Origin of the sequence: Enterococcus sp. NPDC086594 (assembly GCF_044746145.1) — a bacterium.
In the GTDB taxonomy this organism is placed as follows: domain Bacteria; phylum Bacillota; class Bacilli; order Lactobacillales; family Enterococcaceae; genus Enterococcus_D; species Enterococcus_D entomosocium.
This window is the reverse complement of record NZ_JBIVBP010000009.1, coordinates 1-12,154: the sequence shown is the minus strand read 5'-3', so window position 1 is coordinate 12,154 and position 12,154 is coordinate 1. Positions and strand designations below refer to the sequence as shown.

The 12,154-nt window shown below is 38.8% G+C and carries 11 protein-coding genes; 5 read left to right on the top strand and 6 right to left on the bottom strand.

From position 1 onward, the window contains the following. Positions 1 to 246 precede the first annotated feature (246 nt). Positions 247 to 1,923 carry an acetolactate synthase AlsS gene (gene alsS / locus ACIPK1_RS12725; protein WP_008380291.1) on the bottom strand — a complete coding sequence of 559 codons (1,677 nt, stop codon included), beginning with the start codon at positions 1,921 to 1,923 and terminating at the stop codon, positions 247 to 249. 240 nt (positions 1,924 to 2,163) lie between these two features. Here alsS and ACIPK1_RS12720 point away from each other — a divergent pair, with 240 nt between their 5' ends. The 5 genes from ACIPK1_RS12720 to ACIPK1_RS12700 all read left to right on the top strand — a co-directional run bounded on the left by ACIPK1_RS12720 (position 2,164) and on the right by ACIPK1_RS12700 (position 6,080). Further along, positions 2,164 to 2,532, top strand: a complete 369-nt coding sequence (locus ACIPK1_RS12720; RefSeq protein ID WP_008380292.1) for a helix-turn-helix domain-containing protein — start codon at positions 2,164 to 2,166, stop codon at positions 2,530 to 2,532. Next, positions 2,514 to 3,215 (top strand): endonuclease III domain-containing protein, encoded by a 702-nt coding sequence (locus tag ACIPK1_RS12715; RefSeq protein ID WP_005233189.1) that lies wholly within the window; start codon positions 2,514 to 2,516, stop codon positions 3,213 to 3,215. Before ACIPK1_RS12720 ends, ACIPK1_RS12715 begins: the two co-directional genes overlap by 19 nt. A gap of 91 nt (positions 3,216 to 3,306) precedes the next feature. Continuing rightward, positions 3,307 to 3,837 carry a YbhB/YbcL family Raf kinase inhibitor-like protein gene (locus tag ACIPK1_RS12710; protein WP_005233187.1) on the top strand — a complete coding sequence of 177 codons (531 nt, stop codon included), beginning with the start codon at positions 3,307 to 3,309 and terminating at the stop codon, positions 3,835 to 3,837. Positions 3,838 to 3,863: 26 nt separating this feature from the next. Then, the gene (locus tag ACIPK1_RS12705; RefSeq protein ID WP_400451065.1) at positions 3,864 to 4,952 is read left to right on the top strand and encodes an L-dopachrome tautomerase-related protein; all 1,089 of its coding nucleotides are present in this window, start codon (positions 3,864 to 3,866) and stop codon (positions 4,950 to 4,952) included. A 75-nt stretch (positions 4,953 to 5,027) separates the two neighbouring features. After that, positions 5,028 to 6,080, top strand: coding sequence for a zinc-binding alcohol dehydrogenase family protein (locus tag ACIPK1_RS12700; RefSeq protein WP_400451064.1), 1,053 nt, complete (start codon positions 5,028 to 5,030; stop codon positions 6,078 to 6,080). Between the two features lie 481 nt (positions 6,081 to 6,561). On the opposite strand, the gene ACIPK1_RS12695 is transcribed toward ACIPK1_RS12700, so the two are convergent. From ACIPK1_RS12695 to ACIPK1_RS12675, 5 genes are all read right to left on the bottom strand, one after another. Beyond that, a complete protein-coding gene (locus ACIPK1_RS12695) occupies positions 6,562 to 6,768 on the bottom strand; it encodes a hypothetical protein (protein ID WP_077454083.1) in 207 nt (68 codons plus the stop codon). Positions 6,769 to 6,879: 111 nt separating this feature from the next. Further along, a complete protein-coding gene (locus tag ACIPK1_RS12690) occupies positions 6,880 to 7,371 on the bottom strand; it encodes a helix-turn-helix domain-containing protein (RefSeq protein ID WP_139960459.1) in 492 nt (163 codons plus the stop codon). Between the two features lie 309 nt (positions 7,372 to 7,680). Further along, entirely contained in the window at positions 7,681 to 10,242 is a 2,562-nt protein-coding gene (locus ACIPK1_RS12685; protein WP_400451061.1) for a cation-translocating P-type ATPase, read from the bottom strand. Between the two features lie 235 nt (positions 10,243 to 10,477). Continuing rightward, positions 10,478 to 11,197: a B3/4 domain-containing protein gene (locus ACIPK1_RS12680; RefSeq protein WP_400451098.1), complete on the bottom strand. Its 720-nt coding sequence runs from the start codon at positions 11,195 to 11,197 to the stop codon at positions 10,478 to 10,480. Positions 11,198 to 11,395: 198 nt separating this feature from the next. Beyond that, positions 11,396 to 11,848, bottom strand: a complete 453-nt coding sequence (locus ACIPK1_RS12675) for a MarR family winged helix-turn-helix transcriptional regulator (protein WP_086332754.1) — start codon at positions 11,846 to 11,848, stop codon at positions 11,396 to 11,398. Between the last annotated feature and the right edge of the window lie 306 nt (positions 11,849 to 12,154).

Genomic DNA, 12,154 nt, shown 5'->3' with positions numbered 1-12,154 from the left:
GGCAGACCTTTTCTCCGAAAAAATCAGAGGAGATGCTAACAAAAATACCGCTAGCAGCAAACGAATCATCGTCCTTACCAACGGCATTTTATTAAAGACTTCTGTCCTGGATTCTCTAAAAATTCCACTTCATATTTTTAGTCAGGCACTGTTTTTATTGTAAAAAGAACTTTCTTTTCTTTAACGTAGTAAAGGTGCATTGCCATTCTTTTCTAACACATGTTTTGTGGCCCATAGTAGAAAGACTCAGTACTTTTTAAACGGTTCTTTATCTCGTAAATGAATATTCTCATGATTGTCTTCGATCATTTCAATCACTCTTGGTTCACTCGTAGCGTACGCTTCCTTCAGCGCAGCATCTAAAGCTTCTTTGGAACGTACACGAACTGCTTTAATACCGTAGCTTTCAGCCATTTCTTTATACCCAATATAATCGATATCGACCCCTTCTTTTTGTCCGTTATAGTCTAGTTCTTGTTGGAATTCAACCATGTTGTATTCTTTATCCACCCAGATTACTTGCACAATATTCAAATTGTAATGGGCTACTGTAGCTAATTCTTGTGAGGAAAACATAAAGCTGCCATCCCCACCTGAAGACAAAATCTTTTCCTCTGGACGTAACAGTGCTGCTGAAATCGCCCAAGGAAGACCGACGCCTAAGGTTTGTTCCCCATCAGACATTAAGAAATGTTTTGGCCGATACACATTTAGGTACGAACCCAGCCACACTTCATGACTTCCTCCATCCATAACAACGGTCGTATTTGGATGAGCCTCGATTATTTTTTGCAAAGAGTCAACAATTTCCAATGGATGTAGTGCATCCTCAGGTGTTTGGCTGGGTACTTTTTTCTTCGCTGTCAATTTTTCTTGCAAGTCATGAACCACCATTTTCCACTCATCCGTAATGGCTTGTTCCGTTATGCTATTGGTAATATTTTTTAGATTTTTTGCGATATTGCCTAAGAGGATGGTGTCAGGGAGATAAGTTTCATCTAAATGATCCACTACAGTATCAATATCAATAATGCGCTTGTTATCGGTATTCCAAACAGAAGCCCAGTATTCAACCAAATTTAATCCCAATGTAATCACTAAATCACTGTTAAAAACCAGTTCATCCCCAGGCAGGTTATTAAACAGCCCCACTCGACCCACATAGTTTTGGGAAAACTCATGCGTCAATAGACCTGTAGCTTCGAACGTCTCCACGACCGGAATTCCCGTTTTTTTAACGAACCCTTGAATGGCAGCCGCCGCATTATCATCGGCTGCCCGAGCACCAACGATAATAACTGGGCGTTTTGCCGCTTTGATTTTCTCAACTGCACTAAGAATGGCAGCTTCGTCACTAATCGTATTGTCCAATTGATTCACTAAGGTCGAAAAAGCCAAACCAGATTTAGTGGTCTCAGCTAACAGAATATTACCTGGAATATCCATAAAAACGGCCCCGGGATTGCCATTGATACTTGAGACATACGCATTCGCTACTTCATCCGCAAGGGCATCGGTATGCTGAATTTCCTTGGCATATTTAGTAATCGTTGAATCATTCATTACGCCAGAAATATTAGGATTTTGAGGATACGGTGTTACTAACTTCGCTTGTGGAACTTGTCCGGCAATAGCCAATACCGGGTCACCATCAGAAGTCGCCGTAGCTAAGGGCGTGACCAAATTCAAAGCCCCCGGTCCTGACGTAGTCATCACTACACCAGGTTTACCAGTCATGCGCCCAATTCCTTGTGCCATGAAACCAGCATTTTGTTCATGTCTTACCGTAACAACTTTAATCTCTTCACGTTTTTTCAAAGCCATTAATAACGGACCCAACTTGCCGCCTGGCAATTGAAAGACATATTCCACACCATTTTTAATCAATGTATCTACAATCAAGTCTGCACCGTTCTTATTCATAATAAATCTCTCCTAAATGTTTTTTGCAAGTTGTTTATTAGGATTACTTGAGATAACTGTAAAGGTAATAAATTTGCTTACTCGTGTACTATAGATTCAAAAGAAAGAGTTGTACATTAGGGAATTTTTTTATACGTCTATTTCTTATTGCCTTCTTACGATTAGGAGATGAATTGTTTTACAAATAGTAAGTAAATCCTTATGATACTCTCAGACATACGGAAAAGGAGACAACGGAAGATGACAAGAAAAATATACAATTGCGAACATGGCTGCGCGGTCGAATCGACTTTACAAATGATTTCAGGTCGTTGGAAAAGCGTTATCTTATATCATTTGATGTTTGATGGGTCACTTCGCTATAACGAACTACAAAAGCTGATTCCTGGCATCACTAGAAGAATGGTCTCTTTGCAGTTGAAAGATTTAGAAAAGGATGGATTGATCTATCGTAAGGTCGTTCAGGAAAAACCATTACAGGTTGTGTATGGAATGACCGATTATGGCTACTCTTTAAAAGAGATCATTGAATTATTGTATCGCTGGGGCGAAGATTTTAATCACAAAAACGCGGGATTACTTGAAGAAGAATGTTTAACTTGCAATTGATCGCGACTGCTAGTAAAAATGAGGTTTTTAACGTGAAAAAGATTGAAAATATTGAAGAATTATATGAAGCATTAAGCACATCAATGGAACATTCAACGTGGTGGGATACAGAAAATCCATGGGAAATCGTTGTCGGATCAATTTTGGTTCAAAATACCAATTGGAAAAATGTGGCCTATTCCTTAGCAAACATCAGAAGAGAGATTGGATTTTCTCCGAAAAGATTGGCAGAAATTGATCAGTTCCTTCTTCAGGATCTGATTCGGCCCAGTGGTTTCTACAAAAATAAATCCCGCGCGATAAAAGAAATCTTTTCTTGGTTTCAGCGCTACAACTATGATATCGGTATTCTACAGAAAAAAGAACAGGCTGAGTTACGAAAAGAGTTGCTAGCTATCTATGGTGTTGGCTATGAAACGGCAGATGTACTAATGGTTTTTGTGTTTAATAAGGTCGTGTTTATCGCTGATAAATACGCACAACGAATTTTTAGTCGCTTAGGCCTAAATGAGCCGCTTACTTACCTCACCCTTCAAAATATGATCGAATTACCAGATACATTTACCAATGAACAAGCTCAAAACTTTCATGGTTGGCTAGTTGATTACGGTCAAGTCCATTTGAAATCGGATAAAGACTGGCAAGCAGGCTTCTTAAGTCAGTTTACACTCGTTCACCTCTAATTGTGGTATAAAAAAATTCCCTAATTTACATTTCATTGACCGAGGATTACGCTATCCTTGTTACAAAAACACGTTTCAAGGAGGAGATAGTATGAACGATCCATTTTTAGGATTACAAGACGTGCCAGCGTTTCACGTGACCAGTAAGGACATTGTTGACGGGAAACTTATGGATAAAAAATTTATGTCTGGTGATTTTGGGATTGAGGATGGACAAGATATTTCACCAGAGCTTCACTGGACCGGTGCACCAAGCAATACGAAAAGCTATGCGGTTACCTTATACGACCCTGATGCACCAACTGGATCAGGATTTTGGCATTGGGCAGTCATGAATATCCCCGCTTCTGTAGAGGAATTATCACAAGGAGCCGGCAGTAGCGATAACGCAAAGCTGCCACCGGGAGCCGTTCAATTACCAAATGATGCCCGCATGAAAAAATATATTGGTGCTGCGCCGCCCAAAGGTCATGGTGTTCATCACTACTTCTTAACGGTTTGGGCATTGGCTATTGAGAAAGTTGAAATTCCTGAGGATTCTACCCCAGCTTTTTTCATTTTTAATACCTTTGGACATGTCCTAGCTCGTGGTGTTGTGAACTTTGAAGTCGAAGTGAAATAGGGAAAGCTCAGAGAGGAAGATACGTAATGAATGCTGCAAAAGAAAACTATTTTGGCAAACTAGAACAAGTCCATGAATTTTATGATGCGATGCCTACCGGCGTTAGCTTATCGGAAACCGGGAGAATCTTTATTAATTTTCCTGAATGGGGAGACCAAGTAACCGCGACAGTCGTTGAACGAGTAGACGGCAAATTAATTCCTTATCCTAGCCAAGAAGCGAATACATTTGATCCTCAAAAACCGGAAAACGGATTTCTAAGTGTACAAAGTATCGTTGCTGATGGTGCTGGTACTTTGTGGGTATTGGATACCGCTGCACCCAAATTCACCGTTCCTGTTAAGGGTGGGGCAAAACTGGTTGCTGTGGATTTAAGTACTAATCAAATTCGCAAAGTCTATACTTTTTCACCGGATGTCGTCCTAGACTCTACGTATTTGAATGATGTTCGAATTGATTTACGCCGCGGTTCTGAAGGGGTAGCCTATATAACCGATTCTTCTATTACCGGTCCTGGTGCGTTGATCGTACTCGATTTAGGTACTGGCGATGCATTCCGTATTTTAGATGGCACGCCCTCCACCGCGGTTGATCCAGCCTTTATTCCTAAAGTTGAAGGCGAGATTTTGTTAAATCGCTCGGCTGATGGAACAACTTCGCATTGGCAAGTGGCAGCTGACGGCCTAGCGATTTCTCCCGATGGAAAAACCTTGTTTTTTAGTCCTTTATCCAGTCGACATTTATACTCAATTGAAACCGATAAAATTTTCAACAAAGAAATTGATGATCACGCATTAGAAGCACATGTTAAAGATTGGGGCGAAAAAGGCGCCTCTGATGGCATGATTACGGCAGAAGATGGAACGATCTATGCTGGCGACTATGAAAACAACAGCATTCGTATGATTCACACGGATGGTACTATGGAAACTTTGGCTCACGATCCGCGTATCTTATGGCCAGATACTTTATCTATTGGACCAGATCAATACTTATATTTTAACGCCAACCAGCTGCAACGGCAGGCTAGTTTTCACAAAGGAGAAGACCTTAGAGAGAAGCCTTACAGTCTGTTCCGCATTTTTATCGGAAAAAATCCTGCGAAAGCAAACTAACTGGTCTTGATCTAAATGGAGGGCAATACGTAAAAGAACTAATGCGATTTTCTATCCAGAAAAGGAGGAATTAAGATGTCAGAACAGAAAACGATGAATGTAATAGGCTTTTTCGAAGGCCTGCCAATTGAATCTACGCATAGTTTTATTGACCAAAAAGAAGGAATCCCTGTTCCAGGCCCTCGTGATTTATTAGTAAAAATCAAAGCCGTTTCGGTCAATCCAGTCGACACCAAATTACGGCAAACGACTCGCAAGCGAAATGCCCTGCGTATCTTAGGTTTTGATGCGGTCGGAGAAGTGGTCGCTGTCGGAAAAGATGTCATGAAATTTACTGTTGGTGATCGGGTCTTTTATGCAGGAACCACCACTCGATCAGGAAGCAATCAAGAATATCAAGCAGTCGATGAACGGATCGTTGCCCTAGCCCCTAAAAATTTAACAGATGAAGAGGCTGCTGCATTCCCATTGACTGCATTAACCGCTTATGAATTGCTGTTTGAAAAATTCGGCTTGATTCCTAAAGAAAACGCCAATCAAGGGAAAAGTATTCTCGTCATCAATGGTGCGGGTGGCGTCGGATCGATACTGAATCAGTTGGCTCATTGGGCAGGTCTAGAAGTGTATGCTACCGCTAGTTCAAAAAATTTTGACTGGCTTAAAAAAACCGGGGTTGACCACCCTTTAGACTACCATAACGACCTAAGGGACAGCTTTCGAGAATTAGGCGTTCCGAATGTCGATTATATCGCTGTCTTGTTTGACATCACCCAATACTTTGATCAAATCAGCCATTTGGTAAAACCTTATGGTCATGTGGGCACGATCGTTGGCATTCACGAGCCCCTTGATTTAAGTGTATGGAAAAACCTTTCTGTTAGCTTTGATTGGGAGTATATGTTTGCTAAAACAGACTACGACTATCAAATCGAGACACAAGGACAAGCGCTAAAAATGATTGCTGATTTAGCAAATGAAGGAACACTAAAAACAACCTTAAGCAAAGTCTATTCGGATGGAATCAACGCGGCAAATTTGAAGCGCGCAACGAGAGATGTCGAAAGTGGCCATATGTTGGGAAAAGTCGTCGTAAGTGGTCCTTTTAATGGAAACCTTACAGGGAATTAATCGCCCGAGCCATTTAATGAATGCTCCCTTCAACAGAATTCATCATATATTCTAATACACTATCACTGATTTTTCGTAACAGCCGGATTCTCAAAGAATGATTTGTAGATGAAAAAAGCATTCAGAAAACAATGGGTCTCTGAATGCTTCATTCATCAATATAATAATCTAATGGATAACATAGTTAAAACTGAAATCAAGGTAAATCCATATTCGTTTTTCATAAAATCATCATCCATTCATAACTTAAAAAATAGTCATTCTTAGTAAGTGTTTATTTTCAAGAAAATTCATTCTCTTTACTTAGTAAGATAGAAAAAGACAACAACCATTATGACAACAAGTACCCAAAAATACCATTTTTCAGAGTTTTTTTTCTTCATATCTATTCTCCCTTTCTATTCATCTCAATTTTGAAAGAAACATAATAAGCAAAATATCGCCTTCTTGAAGGGCAATCGCTATCTGACTCCCTATCCGATTAATTCTCGGTTAACTCATCCCTAAATTTCAGGAATAGGTCTTTCGCTTGTCCTGTACTCATGTTTGTCAGGACTTTAATTTTCTTGACCATGCCAATATCATTTTCGTTTTTTGAAAGCATTTGTCGTGCCATTTCTTCTTTGATCTCTGCTTCTTCTTCCTTCGTTAAATTTCTGACTTCTTTCTTTTTACCAAATAACCCCATCCTGTTCTCCCCTTCTTATAAAATTTATGCGCTTTTCACACTAGCCAGACTGAGCATTCTTTTTATCTAAAATGCGTTTTTCTGTCCATGACTTGATTCCTATACTCTAATCTACCATTTCTGTCGAAACCGAGGAAATGGTTCGTTCTCTTTTTTATTTTTAGGGAAGATATAAAAATAAAACACGGAGCCAATGATGATCGCTGGCGGCACCGAGATGCTCAATAATTTTAAAGCAGTGTTTAAAAGCACACCAAATTTTTCTTGAATAGAAAGATTCATAATCGTGCTGAAGTCTTGATTGAACGAAGTAACGATCATCGTGACAAAAAAGAGCAAGCAAAAACTAATCACCCCATACTTGATACTTACTTTTAAATTCTCATTGTCTTTCTTAGTTTCTTCCAAAAGTAATGTTTCTAATGAGATATCCAATTCTTCGGCTATTTTGATCATATTTTTTTTGCTAGGGTAGGTAGCACCTAACTCCCATTTTGAGATTGTCTTGTCACTTACTTCTAATAATTCTGCTAGCATACTTTGCGTTAGCTTGTTTTTTTCTCTATATTCTTTCAGCTTCATTGCTAATATCGTTTCTTTCATATTGACCACTCCTCATCGATTTCTACCTTTCATTTTGACATAAAACCTACCATTTAACAGGAATTCTTGAAAAAGAGAGTAGAATAGAGGGGATTTTTAGCTACTTCTGGTGATTTACCTGAAATATACTACCGAATCCTTCCTTACAACAATAGTTGTTGTGCATTCTGATATCTTCTAAATAATATCAAACCAGAAATCATAAGCATCTGTAAATAATTAAAGGAGACGCAAAAACTTCCCAGTTTTTGCCCTCCCTCATTTCTCAAGAAAATATGTTAATAGAAGATTCTCTTCCTATCATTCACATTAAAACAAGCCAAAGTATTTTTTCACTTCAATATACACTAAAGGAAAAATGGATAAGCCGATTACCCATAGCCAGTCAACTGCACGAAGAGAGACAAAGCCAAAAATGGTTTGCGTGAATGGAATCGTTACTAACAAGATAATGATCAATGCACCTATGAAGGTTGTCATTACTAACAACGGATTGCTCAAAAAACGCAGCTTCAGGATAGATTCTTTACTTCTACAATTAAACATATGCACAATAGTTGATAATCCCAATACAATAAATGTCATTGTCTGCGAAACCTCTATCGATTCTAGACGTCCAATTAGAATCGCGCCTAATGTGACGCCTGTAAAAACAATTGAAATTTCTACAATTTTTACCAATAATCCTTGCGCAAAAATGCTCGTGTATTTAGTGATAGGGGCTTCCTCCATTGCTTTTTTATCGACTGGTTCAATACTAAGACTCATTCCTGGGATTCCATCTGCAACTACTTTTATGATTAACAATTGAACCGCTGTAACAGGTGCTCCCCACCCAACGAGCAAGGAAATTAAAACGATCGTCAGTGCAGAAATATTGCAACCAAGCATCGCGTATAATGATTTTCTGATATTGCTGTATACCCGTCGTCCTTCTTCAACCGCCTGAACAATCGTCGCAAAATTATCGTCTACTAAAACCATATCAGAAGCTTCCTTTGCTACTTCTGTGCCACCTCCCATTGCGATCCCTACATCAGCTGCTTTTAATGCAGGTGCATCATTGACACCATCGCCAGTCATAGCGACAATCTCATCATTTTTTTGAAATGCTTTTACGATTCGAATTTTATCTTCTGGGGAAGTACGGGCAAAGACTCGATAGTCATCAATCACATGGGCTAATTTTTCATCGCTCATTTCATGTAAATCCGCGCCGGTCATTGCTTTTTTCCCATCGGTGAGAATTCCTACATCTTCTGCGATTTTTTTTGCTGTCAGTAAGTGGTCCCCTGTGATCATTACGGTTTGAATCCCTGCTTGTTTTGCAATAGAAACAGCCGTATAGCTTTCGGGCCGAGCTGGGTCGATAATCCCAACAAATCCTGCAAACTCTAACTGACTTTCAAGAATTTCTTCAGTAAGACGTGTAGGTTTTTCATCGTATCTTTTATAAGCAACGCCCAAAACACGGTATGCTTGATTGGCCAACTCATCATGCTTGTTCAAGTAGGCAGGGTTGTTCGCATCAATGAGATCCAAGCGATCAAAAGCCCCTTTTGTGACAGAAACATATTGGTCGTTTACTTTATATAAGACAGTCATCCTTTTTCGTTTTGAATCAAAGGGAACTTCATGAATCTGTTCAAAGGTTGAAGCGACTTTACCTAGTTCCTCTTTAGTGAAGAGCGATGCCAGTTTTTTTCTGATCGCCAACTCTGTTGGATTACTGGTTACTGTTGCATTTTCTTCCATCGAACTAGCAAGATAGAAAAGAAATAAGAGATTTTTTTCCTTCTCTTCTGTTATTTCTAAGCAGGAAGTCAGTCTATCCTTCATCATAATAACTTCTTTCACGATCATCTTATTTTCGGTAATTGTTCCAGTTTTATCTGAGCAGATAATTGAAACACCTCCAACGGTTTCTACTGTTGAAGGAGTCCTAACGATGGTTTTCTTCAGTGCCATATTCCTCATCCCAACAGCTAGAGAGATTGTTACAACGACTGGCAAAACCTCTGGAATAGCAGCAACAGCCATTGATATTGCGGTCATGATACTGGTCTCTAAAGACAATCCTTTGCTGATTCCTATAGCAATCGCTAGAAAGCCAGAGAGAATAGCGATTAGTCCTAGAACTTTCCCAAGTTTTTGCATTTTTATTTGTAGAGGTGCTATGGTTGTTTCTTCCTTACTTAATAAGCTCGATATTTTACCAATTTCCGTATTCATTCCTGTCTTTTCAACTCGAACGTTTGCTTTTCCTGTGACTACTAATGAGCCAGAAAAAACCAAGTCTTTTCTGTCCCCTAAAGAATCTTCTTTAGAAGAAATATAGGTGGGATCTTTTTCACTTGGTTCACTTTCACCAGTTAGAAACGATTCATCAACAAAGAAATTACTACTAGTTAAAAGTTTAGCATCTGCTGGAATACGGTCCCCTAACGCCAACTGAACAATATCACCAGGAACAATGTTCAAACTTCCAATCTCTTTTAACGCCCCATCTCTGAATACTTTACTTACGGGAACACTTATCTTATTTAATTCACTCATTGATTTTTCCGCATGTTTTTGCTGTCGAATCGACAAATATAGATTAAGAATGACAATTGAAAAGATGACTATTGGTTCCGTAAAATCATCAGGGTGGTTTTGAAATGCAACGTAACTAGATAAGAGCGTTGCAACGATTAAAATCAAGATGGTAATATCCTTCATCGACTCTTTCAAATAGTCATAAAAGTGCTTCTCATCTTTGCTTTCTATGGAATTAAACCCATATTTTTCTAGCTTCATTTCTGCTTCTTTACTGGAAAGTCCCGACTGGTTAGGGCTCTTTCCGTATTCTTTCAATTGTTCTTTTAACATCTGCCTATACCTCCTAAAACAAAAAAGAAGTCAGACAAACTAACCATAAAAGCCTAAGGTTAGTTTTTCTGACTTCAATAAGATTTATTCCGGCGAACAAATCTAATGTCATTATTTAAATTCCACCTAATTATTGCACATCCGAATATTTGGGTCAAGATTTTCACGATGACCGATCAATCAAAATGAGAGAATGGTATGCAAAATCGAGAAAAAGTACGTGTACATCCTGATCCTATAGACAAGAAGCTCGCCCTTGCAAAATGATTTCAGGACTTTCTTTACTTAGCACATAATCATTACCTGCTACTTTAAAATACTCTTGAACCAACTGACTTAACTCTTTGATTGCTTCATTCGCCCGAGCCCGTTGCGTTTCATTGATCGATTCAATGAATAAAACAGCATTGGTGGTCTCTTCTGTTAGCATCGTACGTTGAGCTTCCCGCCAATTTAAGCATCGACAGATTGCACCTTTCTCATCATAGTAAATGACTTCCTTTTCCAAGGCTGGGGAATCAGTATCTGCACCTAAGGGAAAGAAAGATTCGCCACCTTTTGCAACGCCTAAATGAAGGTCGCCAACGATTGTATCGAGGTCTTCTCCGCCTAAAGGGACACCATATTTCAAGGAAATACTATTATAAATATCTACTAAAGGATTGATGGGAGAAAATTCTCTGTCTTGATTCACCCGTTTCAACAGTGCTTCGATGGAAGAGCGTACCCCTTTTTTCGTTTTAAATTGCTGAAAAGCACTTCGCCATTCTTGGATCACTTGGTTTTCACTGAAGGTGTCGGTTGTTAAGTAGCGCTTTGCTTGTTCTTTACTACTTTTTAGCAAGTCAGTAAAAAACGTTTCGTGTGCAGCATCGGCAACATTGTTTATATGTTTTACAACAAGGCAGTTGATTTGTGCTTCTGGAAATAGTGCCCAAAATTCTTGATCGATCATTATTTTCTTCACTTTCTCTACACTCCTGTTTAGTTTATTTGAACAAATTCATGTCCTTTATTTTTCAAGATCTCTGTTTTTTCAGCAGCCAGCCGAGCTATATCCTTTTTAACCAAATATCAGCTACCTGTGCTTCCTACCCTAGGTAGCATGAATGTACATTCAATCAGATCCAATCTCCCCAGCGGCGTTATTCGTTTAATAGTCTCTTTTGATCCCATTCTTGACGTTGACCCAATCAACTTCTACCGAAGATTTTATTTTTTTCAGCATTTCCGCAAGATTTTTTCTTTCTAAAGCAGATAACTGTTGAATCGCTACTTTATTTGAATAGTTATTTTCTCTTATGATTAATTGAACCGCTTGTTTCCCTTTGGCGGTTGTGTATAAGTGTTTGATTTTTTTATTTTCTTTGTCTGACTCTTTTAGAATAAACCCATTTTCCTCTAACTTTTTTACCGCCCGGGACAAAGTCGTGCGATCAACTTTGATCCGTTCGGCTAATCGTTCAGGAATAATTCCTTCATTTTCAAATATACGAACTAAGTAAATGTATTGTCCTTTACTGAGTTGAACCTCTTTAAATTCAATATTAGCAATTGATTCCAACATTCTACTGATCGAACCTATCTCACGAAGTATATCCTCCACGAACTATCCCCTCCCTATCTAGCACTATAATAGCCCATTATTGTTGCATATGCAACAATAATGGGCTTGATTTACTTTATTGCTCCCTCTTAGAAAATGGGTGCATGGAATAAGCTTGTTGTTTCTGTTCTCAAAAAAAGCAGGAGAATACAGAGAAAAAATTCTGGCTCTATAATTTATGGGACTGATGAATCAGAATTGATTCTTCAGCCCCATTTTCATTTTAGGTATTAAAAAACATATCGTTCTCTAGTATGATTAAATCACCACAAAATAAACAACTGAGAGGACGATATGCTATATGAA